A 15,050-nucleotide genomic window follows, 5' to 3' on the forward strand; every position below is an offset into this window, starting at 1 on the left:
GTCTGATGCACTCCGGGGCTCACTTCGACCCGCAGCTTGGCCTGGATATCCATACTTATCCCTGGCCGCTGCCGACGCCGCATATCGGCATCGTTTTCGACGTGTTTGATTATCTGCCGCTGCTGGGCACAACCGTACACGTCAACAGCATCAAGCGCGCCAGCGCGGGGACCGGCGGTATTGCGGTACATATTCCGGTCGGCGGCGTGTGGGTGCCGCCGCTGCGCGCGCCCGGCGGCCCGCAGATGGAAGACGAGCTGTTTATGGGCAGCAAAACCGTCGCCGTCGATGGTGAACCGTTTTCCCGCATCGGCATGCCGGTACTGAGCTGTAACATCCTCGGAATGGTGCCGCCGTTCCGCCTGAAGCGGCTGAGCAAGCCAAAGCCGCTCTCGCTGACGCTGCCGCTGACGTTTAACCTCGCGATTCCCAACAACGTGATTGTCGGCGGGCCGCCAACCATCAACCTGATGGCGCTGCTGATGCGCGCCGGGTTAAGCGGGTTGGGCAAGGGGTTGAAGAAAGTTAAAAAAACGCCGCAGTGGCGGCTGTTTATGCGGCGGTTTAAAAAGCTGCGCCAGAAGCTGTTTCGCAACATGGATCCCGGCGTCCTGAAATGCCGGGTGCTACGCGCCGAACCGGTTGATATCCGCGACGGTAGCGTGAGCCTGGAGCATGAGGATTTTCTGTTACCCGGCCGCCTGCCGCTGGCGTGGACGCGAAGCTACTCGTCGGCGGATCTCGATGAAGAAGGGGTGTGCGGTTACGGCTGGTCAACCCCGGCGGACACCCGCCTTGAAATACTGACCGATGAAGGCGTCGCGGTGCTGACTCAGCCGGAAGGGATGACGCTGTTTGCGGCGCTGCCGCAGTCCGATGGCCGCGAGCAGGGTATTGTCGGCCTGCCGGACGGCAGCCGCCTGTGGCGGGAAACCCGCAATGGCGAATGCTTCTGGCATGTTGAGCAGGAAGGGAGCGCGCGGCTGCAGTTTCGCGGTAAGCGCGGGCCGCTGGCGATTTACCGGCTGGCGGACCGTAACGGTAATGGCTGGCAGTTCGACTGGCAGGGGCGCGAGCTTGAGCGTATTCGCGAGTTCAGCACGCGCGGCATGAGCGGCAGGGAGATCCTCGTCACCTGGCAGGATGGCCGCCTGCGGGGGCTACGCCTGCGCAACGCGCTGGATGACGAAATCACGCCGCTGACCCGCTATGAATACGATAGCGATAATCAATTGAGCGCGGAGATCGATGCGCTTTCGCATCCGCGGCGCTTCTACTATCAACAGCGCCATATGACCAGCCATGTCGACCGTAACGGCCAGGGCTTCCACTACCAGTTCAATGACGAGTGGCGGGTGGTTCACGCCTGGGGTGACGGCGGCGTATGGGATTACCATTTCGCCTGGCACGACTTGCTCAACGAAGTGGAAATCACCGATTCCAACGGCCATGTAACGTCTGTCAGCTTTGATGATAACGGCCTGCCGGTTTCGGAGATCGATCCGACCGGCGGCAATACCGTCTTCCACTACGATGATTTTGGCCGCACCGTCGAACTCATTGAGCCGGACGGCAGCACGCGTCGTTGGGAGTATGATGAACAGGGGCGAATGATCGCCGAACATCTGCCGGACGGTAGCCAGATTCAGGCGGCCTACAATGAAGACGGCGATGTGCTGACGCTGATTGATGAGAAAGGCGCCTGCTGGCGTTCGGACTATGACGAACGCGGCAACCTGCTGGCGGGAACGGACCCTACCGGCGTCACCTCGCGCTATCAGTATGATGAGTACGGGCAGCTGAGCGCGGCGGACGTGCCGGGTTCCGGGCAGAGTCGCTATCGCTATGATCGGTTTGGTTTTTTGCAGGCGCTGAGCCAGGCCAGCGCGGGAACCACTCAACTGCGGCATTCCGCGCGCGGCACGCTGCTGGAGCGTATTGACGCCGGCGGCGGCAGCAGCCGTTTCCACTGGGACAGCAAGGATAGGCTGGTGGCGATGGTCAATCCGCAGGGCGGCGAAATTCGCGTCGCTTACGACCGGGAAGATTCACCGCTTCACTTCACCGATGAAGCCGGCCAGATAACCCGTTTTCGTTATAACCGCACCGGAATGCTGGCCGCCTGCGAGACGCCGGATGGCGCGACGCTTGGCTATCAGTACGACCTGGAAGATCGCCTGCTGGCGGTGATCAACCAGAAAGGTCAGCGCTGGCAGCTGGACCGCGACGCGCTGGGGCGCATCGCCGCGGAGACCGATTACTGGGGACAGGTAACCCGTTATGGCTGGGATAAAGGCAACCGGCTGATCAGCCGTGAGGATCCGCTGGGGCGGCTGGTGCGCTACGGTTACGACCGCGGCGGGCGGCTAAGCGAGCGGCGCAGCGGCGATACCCTGCAGGCGAAGTATCATTACGATCCCTGCGGACGGATGGTGCTGTGTGAGAATCCGTGGCGGCGGCTGGCGTGGCGCTATGATGACGCCGGGCGGGTGCTGCTGGAGGAGCAGGACGGTTTTCAGCTGCATTATGGCTATAACGAGCGCGGCCTGCTGGTCTCCCGGCGCAGCGACAGCGGTCATCAGGTGCGTTACGCCATGGATGAGTATGACCGGCTGAGCCAGATCCAGCTGAATGACGATGCGCCAATCGTGCTGGGTTACGATGAGGCCGGGCGGCGGGTCAGCGAGCAGCTGTCGGCGGAGGTGACGCGTCATTTCACCTACAACCGGCTCGGCCAACTGACATCGCAGCAGGTGTTGCAGAATGATTTACCGCTGTTCGCCAGCGGCTTCAGCTGGGATAGGCTGGGTAACCTGACCCGGCGCGATGACAGCCTGTGGGGCAGCGATCGTTACGCTTACGATCCGGTGGGGCGCTTGACGGCCCATACCGCGCCGGACGGTACGCTGCGGCAGTTTGTGCAGGATGCGGCGGGCAGCCACCTGCAGACGCAGACCCGGGCGGTGAATGAGAGCGCCGGGGGCTGGTTCCGCGAGGGGCAGCAGCGCGGGGTGCGTTATGTATTCGATCGCGCGGGCGAGCTGCGACAGCGGCGCGATGTCCGGCATAACGGCGAGAAAGAGGATTTCAGCTGGGACGATAACCGCCAGCTGGTGGCGGTGCGCAAGGGCGAGCGGCTGGTGCGTTACGGCTATGACGGGCTGGGGCGCCGGGTGTTCAAGCAGACGGCGGAAGAGACGCGCTGGTTCTACTGGCAGGGCGACGCGCTGGCGGGGGAAACGGTCACTATCACCCGCGAACCGCTGGCGGCACAGAGCATTTTTGATACCGGCAGCCGGCTGCAGCGGCAGAAAGCGCAGGAAACGCTGTTCAGCAGTATGCGCGAGTACGTGTACTATCCGGGAAGTTTTCAGCCGCTGGCGCTGCTGACGCAGGAAGCGGGCAGGAAGGAGAGCTGGCACTATCATTGTGACCCGAACGGCGCGCCGGTGCGCCTGACGTCATTACAGGGCGAGATAGTGTGGTCAGAGAAGACGGGGGTATGGGGAGAGAAAGGGGAGGTCTACGCCGATCGTATCAGCAACCCGCTGCGTTTTCAGGGCCAGTATTTTGACGCTGAAACGGGGCTGCACTATAATCGACATCGTTACTATGATCCTGAAATTGCGGGATTTATTAGCCAGGATCCGATTGGATTAGCCGGCGGGCTGAATGTTTATCAGTATGCGCCGAACCCGCTGGGTTATATAGATCCAAAAGGTTTAACACCGAAGACATTGTATCATTATACGACCGAGGAGGGGATGAATGGGATTATGGAAAGTGGGACTATTCGCGCCTCATCAGGTGATATACATGCGCGTTTTGGTGAGGGGCAATATTTTACAGATATTACACCAGCCATGATCGGCGGAAGGACATTAAAAGATGCTTCAGGGACAGGTAAAATGTCTCTGGGCCAACTGGCAAGTAACATATATGGTGATTCCAGAAAGTTGAATGGTATTACTCATTTTGTAGAAATAGATGTAACTGGGCTAAATGTCACAGAACCAAGAAAAAATACATTTAGAGTTGCAAATACAGGAGAACTGAATGTTTCGGATAGAATCGTCAGCAGTGGAAAGTCCACAAGTTGTGGTTGAATATTATAAGTCTAATGCGGAATTTACGTCTGGGGAAGGCATCCTGTATACAGAGTTTATGGGGGAAATTGCCACAAGACAGATAAGTGTTTTGGATAGCTTATATTACCCATCAGCCTCGTTGAGTGATGAAAATGATAAAATAGGTTTCCTTCTTTATGATGGAAAAAAAAGTGAATTAGAACTATCTGATTCACAGATTATATCAAAAGACGAATTTGAGGCTGTGTGGTTAATAGCTATGAATGATCACAAAGAAAAAGAAATCATTCAATATGTAACTGGAGATGCTGCTGTCCCATTAAGTTCTGCCACTATCATTGCTCATATAGTTAATAACAAAGGGAAATGGGGGAAAGGATTTGTTTTATCATTATCAAAAAAATACCCAGCAGCCAAGAAGGTTTATTTGGATAAATATTCTAACACATCAGATTTAACTTTGGGTGATATACAGTTCATATCTGTAGATGAAAAGGATAGAATATTTGTGGCTAATATGGTTTCTCAAGATGGGATAAGAAAAAACTATGCTGATAAAAAACAATATTTATCATATCACGCACTTGAGGAATGTCTTGAAAAACTATCGGAGTTTGCATTGATTAATCGATTGGTTGTACAAATGCCAAAAATTGGAGCTGGATTAGGTGGCGGAGATTGGAAGCATATTGAGAGTTTAATACAAAAACATTTATGTTATAAATTAATTAAATGTACTGTTGTGATATTGTGATTCCCAGAGCGGGGTACCTTATTTTTTTTTACAGCTGTATCTGGATAGGCGGGATATTAAAGTGAATTTATCATAATATATTCGCTCTTTAAATATTCTAAGTCCGGTGATATTAACAACTATCCTGTAAGTTTTCAGCTGTTGGCGCTGCTGACGCAGGAAGCGGGCAGGAAGGAGAGCTGGCACTATCATTGTGACCCGCTGCGTTTTCAGGGCCAGTATTTTGACGCTGAAACGGGGCTGCACTATAATCGACATCGTTACTATGATCCTGAAATTGCGGGATTTATTAGCCAGGATCCGATTGGATTAGCCGGCGGGCTGAATGTTTATCAGTATGCGCCGAACCCATTAAGCTGGATCGATCCGCTGGGACTAAAATGTGGCTTCGCGGAAAAGGACAATATAACCCAAAGGTGGGTAAATAAATTAACAGGTAAAGCTCCGGCTGAAATAGACTCCCTTTTAACATCTAAAGGTTGGACGAAGATCTATCCACAAGCTGGTAGGCCTGAGGCTATTCAACATATACAATATGTGAAAACGACAAAATCTGGTACAACATATAAATTAGATTATCATCCTGGTGGTAACGCAAAACAACAAAATATTCATGGAAATGATTACTGGAAGGTTTATAGGACTAATAGTGAAGGTGAGGATATCGTATATGGACGTATAGGTCATGGTGGTTTTGAAAATTAAGATCTAATAAAGGACTCTCCTGTTTATGTCGACGGTGTATTAGTAAATGGTGGGATGTAAAATGTTTGATTTTTCTGCAGAAATAAAACCATTTCATTCGTTAGGCGATGTGCTGTTAAATACAAATATATCTGTCTATCTTGCTGAAATGTATGCTGACCATTGTGTTGAGTACAAAGAGTATCTTCTACCTGATGCGAGTAAGAGATTTTCCTATGTATTGGATGATACTTTAACTATATCAACCGAACCTGATGGAAATATATTTTCTATTGGATGCAATCAAAATTACAAAGGGTTATACAAAAACTTATTATATGCCGGTCAAGAATTTGGTGAGATAAAAAAACTCACTTATCGGCAAAGAATATTTAATGGTTCCATTATTATAGACGAGGATTTTGGCATTCAATTTATATTACCCTCACCATTTGATGAGATAGCTGACAGTATAGATAACATTCCGTCCGACTTGAAATTGAATGAAATATATATAGGGGATTTTTCATTTTGGAATCCATGTAAATAACAAAGCAAAGCCGGGTAATAAATTAACTCTTCCCGGCCTTTATAGCAACGCTGCGCTTTGGGAACTCTATCTTAGAGCTTAGATTGGTGCGGGTTGACGGTACGATTGGCCCAGGGGATAGGATTGTTCGTCTGATCCGATTGGATTAGCCGGTGGGCTGAATGTTTATCAGTATGCCCCGAATCCGCTGGGATGGGTGGATCCGTGGGGGCTGAGCGCTGATGATTTAATCAGATACAAGCCATATGATTCTTTAAATGCTCAGCCAGGGGCTAGAAGTACTGCAATATCTAGAGCATGGGTCCATGAGAAAGCGTTATTACAAAACGGTGGGGTTGGAACACGCAATTGGAGTAGTGAAGAAAGAGATTTAATTTTGAAAACATCCAATAAAGATCTTACTTCAGTAATGTCAAGGGCTGGCTATACAGGACATCATATAAATTCAGTTGAAGGAAACGGTTCATTAGGTGCAAAATGGCAAGGAGATCCAAGAAATATTATATTCTTACAAAATCATAACCATCCCAGTGGATTTAATGAACATGTTCATGGACTGAGGGGGCATAGAGGTAATACTCAAAACGTTACAAATGGACGTTTGATAGATAGAGAATCCACATCAAGAATGCGAAGTAAATGTGAGGGGTAGAGTAAATATGACTATTGATAGCTCATTACAAAATTTCATTGAGACATTTCAGAAGAGCAAAAGAAGTATGGGTGTAATGTCCTACTCTGAAGAAAATTTAGGCTGCTCGAACCATGATATTCCTTTACATGGGGATATGTTGTATTTTTATGAACATACTATCCTTGAAGATAAACCCACCTTTGGTGGCGATTTTTTCATTCAGATAATTGAAATGTATGACTTAGGCAATATACAGTCAGGCTGGCTTATACCAAATGGAACAAATGATTGGGATAAGAACTATGTAATCTTTGCAGAACGTAATGGCGACGTTCTGTTTTGTGATGTATTAGACGATAATTCAGCCGTATATGGAAGTGTGCAAAAAAAAGTATATAAATTAACTAACACACTAGGGGACTTTTTGGGTACATATTCCGCTCTGATTGAATTAGAAGAGAGCGAATTTGAATGTGATACCACGGATGATGATTTTAATTATAAAAATGAATATTTGCTTAGGGTGAAGGAAGTTCTAAGTAATAATCTTCCAACTGAATTGGTAGATAATTATATGTGTTTTTTCTTTGGCTAGGTGCATTTTTTTGCCATACTTTATATCAGCCGGTAATCTAAATTCTCCGGCTTTATTTTAATCTTAGGTTAATGTAGCTGTATGATAGGAGCAACTGGCCTGAAGAAAAATGTTGTATCGCTCATCATTGTTAATGTATTTTAAAGATGTCGAGATACAGATGAATATGAAGAATAAAATATAAGTAGTGTATATCCTAACAACAAGTCACGAGAGAATTAATTATTTTTATGATAGTGTCATGAATGATTTTGACTCATTAACTAATAATGGTTCAACCGAAAAGTTGAAGGGGTTAGCTATGGTTATAAATTAAAAAATAAAATCACGTGATGATAAATGATTATATTGAAAAATTTAGAAGATAAGTTTAATAAGATTAGTTCCGATAGTGAAAACTATATTATGTCATATAGTGATAGTGTTAGACTCAACGAAACTAAAGTAGTAGTTAGTAAAGGTGCATTATATAATATTCGACCCTACGAAATCGAACGAGCTGGATTTAAGATAGGTAAGAAACTTAATAAATTACCTGCAAATGTAAAAAATACACACATCTATCACTTTGATAGTCTGGAACGTATATCGTTAATAGAAATATTTGGACAGGCATCAAATATAATTAACAAAGAGTTTTGTATCTATGAAGGTGATAACTTAGAAAGGATTTATTTTACCAGTGCCGGTATGCTGCGAAACATCTCTTTGTCAGTATACAATGATGGATTGATTGAAAAAGATTTCAATTGGGGGATGTAGGGTGCAGTGTATCTGATTATGTTTATGAAGACTCAATTCTTAAGAAAATATATGTTCAGCAAAAAGAACATGCAGAATCATCTTTTACAGAATTTGAAGTTGTATTTTCGTATAAAAATGCGATCATCGATACCATTAAAAATGTATTTCCTAATGGTTATGAAGAACAACGTTATCCTGCACGCTGAATTAGCTAATTAAATAACAGCCTGTGGGGCAGCAATCGTTACGCTTACGATCCGGTGGGGCGTTTGACGGCCCATACCGCGCCGGACGGTACGCTGCGGCAGTTTGTGTAGGATGCGGCGGGCAGCCACCTGCAGACGCAGACCCGGGCGGTGAATGAGAGCGTCGGGGGCTGGTTCCGCGAGGGGCTGCAGCGCGGGGTGCGTTATGTATTCGATCGCGCGGGCGAGCTGCGACAGCGGCGCGATGTCCGGCATAACGGAGAGAAAGAGGATTTTAGCTGGGGCGATAACCGCCAGCTGGTGGCGGTGCGCAAGGGCGAGCGCCTGGTGTTCAAGCAGACGGCGGAAGAGACGCGCTGGTTCTACTGGCAGGGCGACGCGCTGGCGGGGGAAACGGTCACTATCACCCGCGAACCGCTGGCGGCACAGAGCATTTTTGATACCGGCAGCCGGCTGCAGCGGCAGAAAGCGCAGGAAACGCTGTTCAGCAGTATGCGCGAGTACGTGTACTATCCGGGAAGTTTTCAGCCGCTGGCTCTGCTGACGCAGGAAGCGGGCAGGAAGGAGAGCTGGCACTATCATTGTGACCCGAACGGCGCGCCGGTCGCCTGACGTCATTACAGGGCGAGATAGTGTGGTCAGAGAAGACGGGCGTATGGGGAGAAAAAGAGGAGGTCTACGCCGATCGTATCAACAACCCGCTGCGTTTCCGGGGCCAGTATTTTGACGCTGAACGGCTGAATACCTTACTTACCTCTCACGCGGCGTCGCCTTCTTACTACTGTACATCGCTTTATCTGCACTGTTCAGCAATGTATCGGCATCCGCGGCATCGTGAGGGAAAAGCGCAATGCCGATGCTGCCGGAAATCGTAATAACATGCTCGTGGATCAAAAATGACTGGGTTAGCGCATTGCTGATCTTTTCCGCCGTTTGTCGGGGGAGCGGATCGTTTGCCTTTAAACCGGGGAGCAGAGCGATAAACTCATCGCCGCCGAGGCGGGCCACCGTATCACCTTCTCGTAAAACGCTTTGTAGACGGAACGCCACCAGCCGCAGCAGTTCGTCACCCACGGCGTGGCCGTAAACGTCATTCACTGGCTTAAAGCGGTCGAGATCGATAAAAAGCAGCGCCACTTCTGTCTCATTGGCAATGGCCTGAGTAATCGCCAGCTCCAGGCGATTTACCAACAGTCTGCGGTTTGGCAATCCGGTCAGCGCGTCGAAATTGGCATGCAGCCAGACCACCTGCTCCCGCTGTTTACGGTCGGTGATATCGCGAATAAACGCGGAGAAAATCTGCTTGCCTGATTGTTGATGCGGCCAGATCGACAGCTCGATAGGGAACTTGCCTTTAGTGCGATGCAGGGCGGTAATTTCGATGGTGCGATTAAGGATATTCGACGGCTGAGCCGCCTGAAAGCGCATTAAACCACGCGCGTGCTGCTCGCGAAACTCTTCCGGCACGATCATCTCGCCCAGGTTGTTGCCGATAGCCTCCCCTGCGGACCAGCCGAACATTCTTTCCGCTGCCTGGTTCCAGTTAATCACCACCCCAGCATGATTGATGGTAATCACCGCATCCTGTGCAGTCTCAACCAGCTGTCGATGGTTCTCCTCGCTTTCGGCCAGCGCTCGCTGCATCGACTCAATCTCGCTGATGCTCTCCTGTAGCTCACGATGCATTTCCGCAAGCGAAAGCGAGAAAAAGCGAATACGCTCTTCTACTGACATATTTTTCATTTCGGCGTACAGATCGCTGGCGCTACGTGGAGACATAAGGCGTTCCTGATGAATCGAAGAGAATATTCAACCAATTTAGCAATAAGTGTAGTTAAAAAAAGATCCGCTGCTGACATCTCGGCTATTTTATCTATTAAATAAAATCTATTGTAAATTTGTTCAGATTTAAATTTAACGCTTAGTTACAGATGGATCATATTCCGGCGGTAATAATCCGCACTCTTTATAAAGCGTATTAAGGACAATTTATCGTGAATACTTTCTTGCGTAACACCCTGGCCGCCGTAGTGATGACTGCGGGTCTTTCCGTTGCCGCTCAGGCCGCGACGACAGCCGAAGTGCCGCCGTTATCCCAGGACCCAGTGGTGCAACATCTCAAGCTGAGCAACGATCAGGTCAGCAAAATTCAGGCCCTGCGTCAGGAGCTGGAAACAAACCTCAAAAATATCAAAATTGGTGGTTACCAGGATGGTGCTCTGGTGGATGTGATTCAGTCCGGTAAATGGGACGATGCGAAAGTAAAACAGCAGCTAGCCGCTTTTGCGCAATTGGATCAGCAGACGCGTTATTACCGCGTGAAGTATTACTTCGGCATTAATCAGGTGCTGACGGCTGAACAACGTGAGCAGGTAAAAAAAGATCTGCAGCAGGCTCTCAACTAAGCAATGTCCTAATGCTCCGCTGTCCGGCGGAGCATTGATAGTGACTTTCCTCAATGAAAAGACAAGGGTGTCATCATGAAGAAGTTTCTCTTTATTGCGCTGGGAATGGCCGCGTTGTTTAGCCAGGCTGGCGTCGCCGGGACTAAAACGTTGGTTGATTATGGCGTCGTACAGGAAAGCCATATTATTAGCACTCCGCATCAGCGCCAGCCGCTTCGTACGCTCGCGGCAGGAACGCTGGGCGGCGTGGTCGGCCATCAGTTCGGCAACGGAAAAGGCCAGACGGCGATGACCGCCGCAGGCGCTCTGGCCGGAGCTGGCGCCTCTCGCTATCACCAGGATCGGCAGCAGGGCGCTCAGCAGGTTGAACTGTTAATCAAAACCAGTAGCGGTCAAGTGATACAGGTGCTACAGGGATACGACGGTCGGCTTATCTTCAACAAGGGAGATAAGGTGCGCATCCTGACGTCGGGAAATGATACCCGGGTGGATAAGTCGGTGTAACGCAGGTAAATGGGAGCCAATGCACTCCCGTTTGGCGTGACATGTTATGCCGATTTCAGCATATCAAAGCGGATTATCCGCGAACGTCCCAGCTCTTTCGCCCGATACAACGCGGCATCTGCGGCACGTAGCAGGCTGTCGCTTTGCGCGTGTTGCGGATAGCTGGCAATACCGATAGAAACATTCACCTGGCCTATATCCGTCAGCCCAGAGCGTAAAGTCATATTTCTCACGTTGTTGTAGATTTCAGTCGCGCAGGCTTCTGCGCTGGCCTCATCGCTGCCGGAAAGCAGTACCAAAAACTCTTCGCCGCCATAGCGGAATGCCATGCCAAGATCGCGTACCGCGCGCTGGATGATCGCTGCGACGTTTTTAATCACCAGATCGCCCGCCTCATGGCCGTAATTATCGTTAACCGCCTTAAAGTGATCGATATCGATCATCAGGCAGCTCAGCGGGCTGTTGTTGCGCACCGCCAGATTCATCTGCGTATGCAGCGCTTCCTCAAGATGATGGCGGTTTCGCAACCCGGTCAGAGAATCAAACAACGCTTTTTCCAGCAGAGCATTGCGCAGACGCTGGTTGGATAGCGCCAGGCCCAATGCTTCCGCCATGAGTTCAAGATAAGCGCGAGAGGGGGCTGTCTCACTAGTGACATTACGAAAAGAGAGCAGGCCAATGGCTTCACCCTGCGCGATCAGTGGAACGCACAATGATTGCTCGTTGCATTCTTGCGGCAGATGATAGCAGGCGATGTCCGGTTCGCCGTTAACCGGCGGATGGCTCAGGCCTCGACGTACTGCCCAGCACTTATCGGGATAAAACACGGCCGCCTCGTCCGGCGGCGAAAGCCACTGTGCGACGCAGCGCATTTGCCAGGGATCGGTATCAAGAATATACAGTCGGCCAGGAACGTCCGGCGCGATATTGGGGGCGAAAAGTTCAGCGACCTTCACCACATCCTCAAATGATTCACATCCCTGCAAGCGTTGAGTCATTCGCGCCAGCAGTTCACGAACGGCCCAGTCGGCATCGCGTTGTTGTTCAAGACGCTGGCGGGCAAGGCCATTTTCGCGAAAGATACGGATCGCCTGCGCCATATCGCCGATTTCATCAATCTGTTTGAAGTGTGGTGGTTCGACGGCATAATCCTGCGATGCCAGACGCTGTACCACATCGCTGAGTCGTACCACAGGGGTGAGCACCCGGCGTTTGAGAATAAAGCCGAGAACAAATAAAAACATCAAGGCGGTCAGGCCAACCATCGCTTCCGAAAGCGTCCGCCAGAGGCGTGATTTTTCAGTCGCTTGCTGCATGGCGTTGTTTGTTCGTCCTTCCAGCAGCAGGCGGAAATGATCGATTTGCGTTTGCACCCGCTCCAACTCCTGCTCATAAGGCTTACCGTAAACCTGCAAAATCGCCTCTTTCTCTTCGCCACGAGCGACGCGATCGATCGCGGTCTGCTGTTCATCTTGTAATTCATCGGCAATACGCAGACCATCGTGCAACAGCGCCAGTTCCTGCTGGCTGGCGCCAATGTCTTTTAGTTTAAGCAACCGATTTTCAATTGATTCGAGCGTTTGGATCTGCTGACGATACTGTTGCAGCGTCTCCGGTTGTTTTTCGATGACATACAGTCGCGTGAGGTCCGAAAGCTCCCACGCATCGCGTTCTACCTCATCGGCGAGACGAACGAACGTATCCCGTTGTTGTACAGCCTGGCGTTCAGCGCGATCGGCGCCGGAAGCCATTAGCATCGCCATACCGGATGCAATGGTCAGCCCTACGGTGATCCCGTAGGCCCAGTTAGTCATGGTGGCGATTCTCACCGGGTATTTCCTTGCAGGCAGATGAATGAGAAATGGGTATTTTTATTATAGAGCCCTGTAGCCAACCGGAAGGATCAGACGCGCGGTATGCGGGTGACGAGGTGATGTAGCGCCTGGGCATGCTGGCGCAATACAAGATACACATCGTTATCCAGAGCGCCATTTATAACATCAGCTTCTATAAGATGTAACGCCTCCTGATACGGCATGCCGAGCCGATACGGGCGATCCTCAACGAGCGCGGTAAAGATATCCGCAACGGCGATAATTCTGTCCGGAAGTTGTAAATAACGATGATTTAAATTCAGCGGGTAGCCGCTGCCATCGAGTTTCTCATGATGGTTAGCGGCCCAATCGATGATTTCCGCCAGATCGGTGAAATCTCGTAATATTTCACCGGTCATATAGCTATGCTCGCGGATCAATTGTGCTTCGTCATCGCTAAGTTCAGCCTGTTTTTCGAGGATCGCCAGTGGAATATATATTTTGCCGATATCATGCAAATAGCCGGCAATTTCAATTTTGCGGCACACCGGCGGCGGCAGATGCATATAGACGGCGAGGGCATAAGAAATTTCGCCAACCATGATGCTGTGGCTGGCGGTGAAACTACTGTAGGTATCGACAATTTTGGCGATCAACAAACAAATATCTTTTAGACCATCGATGTCAATATATACGTCATTAATCGGCCCGACGATCTCCAGCAACCGCTGAATATGCTCTGCTTGCATATGGCGCCAGAAGGTAGGATGTTGCGCCAGTTCGCATAGTCTATCGCAAAGTGGAGGATCGATGTCGCGATAGTCAGCGACAAAGCGGGCGATGAGAGCACTTTGTTGGTCCGGGGCAACGACGCCTTGCGAAGGGAGTAGACGCTCAAAACAGTCCGCGAAATAGACGATATGCTGCTCCAGATTGCCTTTGCGGCTTGGGCTGAAGTGGTGATCGCCAATAATAGGGCTGATAGGGGTAAAAGTATCCAGCCCGGCAAGCATCTGTACGCCACGGATTTGATGCGGGTCATAAAGGTTGTCTATTGCGTTTAGCGAATCAATGCGCCGCTTATCGCCAAGCACGCCGATATCATGTAGCAGCGCAGCCAGAAAGATGGTTTTTTGTTGCGGCGCAGGAAGATCCAACGCCAGCGATAATTTGTAGCTTATCAGCGCCGTGCGCTGTAGATGCAGATCCAGCCTTGGGTTGATAGCGTTAATGACGCGCGTGACCAGCATTAAAGCCGACTTTAAGGCAATACGCATTTTTCTCTCCGTCCATGCAATCCGCTGTTGCCGTTAATCCTGTGGCGCCGGCAAGCACGATCAAATCCCCCAGGCGCCTGACAAGTGAATCGACGCCAGACTCAAACGCCACCCACTTATGTGAACAACTCATTTTAGCTCACATAGTCGCTTTCATTGTGGTAATAGCGTGATGAATCTCTTCACAGTTTGATTCATATCTACCTGTGATAAGAACTGATTGCTTTTACATCACCTTTCGCGGCGCTGTAAGGGCGGGTTGGAGCATGTGCAAATCGGCTCTCCTGTTTTGTTCGCCTCTATTTGGCGAGGTGGCATTGGTCATGGAGTTTTATTGCCTGAAAAGGGCGAAAAATAACACTTATGGGACAATTTTATATTGTTGCAAACGTGACTATTAGTCTCAATTATATACTTTTGTCAGTATTCATCAGTAAGCATAAATAATCCTGTTCTTATTTATATTTCACAATAACTAAAATTTTAATGAGTCAGTGCATCCTGTAAATATTATTATCTACAGTGATGATTTTTAGTGAATGAATTCGATGCTTGAATGTTTGTTGACCGTTTGAGTTCGGGCTGTGATGTGCCGGGAGGGGGCGTAAACAGTGGCCTGCGTGAAGTTGTGTTTGTAAAATCGCCAGATAGCAGTTTAAGTTCATTCCTATATCGAAAAAAATCATTAGCGCGAAAATGATTATCAGCGTAAATATGAATGAACGGACTCCATTTTTACTTTACATTTTGTAACATCTGTGTATCTATTATGTATTTTAGCGTTAAGTGTAATTT

General features: G+C 49.6%; 12 protein-coding genes and 1 pseudogene. 10 read left to right on the top strand and 3 right to left on the bottom strand.

Annotation, left to right across the window (positions count from 1 at the left end; genetic code table 11):
- The first annotated feature begins 5 nt into the window (after positions 1-5).
- The 8 genes and pseudogenes from ABLU80_RS07050 to ABLU80_RS07085 form a co-directional block, all read left to right on the top strand.
- Positions 6-4,106 (top strand): RHS repeat-associated core domain-containing protein, encoded by a 4,101-nt coding sequence (locus ABLU80_RS07050; RefSeq protein WP_348849853.1) that lies wholly within the window; start codon positions 6-8, stop codon positions 4,104-4,106.
- The gene (locus tag ABLU80_RS07055; protein WP_157195273.1) at positions 4,057-4,842 is read left to right on the top strand and encodes a macro domain-containing protein; all 786 of its coding nucleotides are present in this window, start codon (positions 4,057-4,059) and stop codon (positions 4,840-4,842) included. The genes ABLU80_RS07050 and ABLU80_RS07055 overlap by 50 nt, the downstream gene beginning before the upstream one ends.
- Before the next feature lie 141 nt (positions 4,843-4,983).
- Positions 4,984-5,547 carry an RHS repeat-associated core domain-containing protein gene (locus ABLU80_RS07060; protein WP_072056272.1) on the top strand — a complete coding sequence of 188 codons (564 nt, stop codon included), beginning with the start codon at positions 4,984-4,986 and terminating at the stop codon, positions 5,545-5,547.
- A gap of 61 nt (positions 5,548-5,608) precedes the next feature.
- Complete coding sequence (locus tag ABLU80_RS07065; RefSeq protein ID WP_020078519.1) at positions 5,609-6,076, top strand: hypothetical protein; 468 nt, start codon at positions 5,609-5,611, stop codon at positions 6,074-6,076.
- Between the two features lie 196 nt (positions 6,077-6,272).
- Positions 6,273-6,728: a hypothetical protein gene (locus ABLU80_RS07070; protein WP_072033701.1), complete on the top strand. Its 456-nt coding sequence runs from the start codon at positions 6,273-6,275 to the stop codon at positions 6,726-6,728.
- A 7-nt stretch (positions 6,729-6,735) separates the two neighbouring features.
- On the top strand, positions 6,736-7,305 hold the full coding sequence (locus ABLU80_RS07075) for a hypothetical protein (protein ID WP_110915951.1): 570 nt from the start codon (positions 6,736-6,738) through the stop codon (positions 7,303-7,305).
- 339 nt (positions 7,306-7,644) lie between these two features.
- Complete coding sequence (locus tag ABLU80_RS07080) at positions 7,645-8,067, top strand: hypothetical protein (RefSeq protein ID WP_227537731.1); 423 nt, start codon at positions 7,645-7,647, stop codon at positions 8,065-8,067.
- Between the two features lie 203 nt (positions 8,068-8,270).
- Positions 8,271-8,989, top strand: a pseudogene (locus tag ABLU80_RS07085) (RHS domain-containing protein); the annotation flags it as partial.
- A 16-nt stretch (positions 8,990-9,005) separates the two neighbouring features.
- Here the strand turns inward: ABLU80_RS07085 and ABLU80_RS07090 are convergent.
- Positions 9,006-10,034: a diguanylate cyclase gene (locus ABLU80_RS07090; protein WP_045360499.1), complete on the bottom strand. Its 1,029-nt coding sequence runs from the start codon at positions 10,032-10,034 to the stop codon at positions 9,006-9,008.
- Positions 10,035-10,249: 215 nt separating this feature from the next.
- Here ABLU80_RS07090 and ABLU80_RS07095 point away from each other — a divergent pair, with 215 nt between their 5' ends.
- Positions 10,250-10,660, top strand: a complete 411-nt coding sequence (locus ABLU80_RS07095) for a hypothetical protein (RefSeq protein ID WP_015366126.1) — start codon at positions 10,250-10,252, stop codon at positions 10,658-10,660.
- Between the two features lie 75 nt (positions 10,661-10,735).
- Positions 10,736-11,164 carry a glycine zipper 2TM domain-containing protein gene (locus ABLU80_RS07100; RefSeq protein WP_015705797.1) on the top strand — a complete coding sequence of 143 codons (429 nt, stop codon included), beginning with the start codon at positions 10,736-10,738 and terminating at the stop codon, positions 11,162-11,164.
- A gap of 44 nt (positions 11,165-11,208) precedes the next feature.
- Here the strand turns inward: ABLU80_RS07100 and ABLU80_RS07105 are convergent, their stop codons facing one another.
- Both ABLU80_RS07105 and ABLU80_RS07110 read right to left on the bottom strand, forming a co-directional pair.
- The gene (locus ABLU80_RS07105; RefSeq protein WP_020078528.1) at positions 11,209-12,993 is read right to left on the bottom strand and encodes a diguanylate cyclase; all 1,785 of its coding nucleotides are present in this window, start codon (positions 12,991-12,993) and stop codon (positions 11,209-11,211) included.
- A gap of 74 nt (positions 12,994-13,067) precedes the next feature.
- Positions 13,068-14,255: an HD domain-containing phosphohydrolase gene (locus ABLU80_RS07110; protein WP_020078529.1), complete on the bottom strand. Its 1,188-nt coding sequence runs from the start codon at positions 14,253-14,255 to the stop codon at positions 13,068-13,070.
- Between the last annotated feature and the right edge of the window lie 795 nt (positions 14,256-15,050).

This window comes from Klebsiella sp. CN_Kp104, from assembly GCF_040064515.1.
Lineage (GTDB): Bacteria > Pseudomonadota > Gammaproteobacteria > Enterobacterales > Enterobacteriaceae > Klebsiella > Klebsiella aerogenes.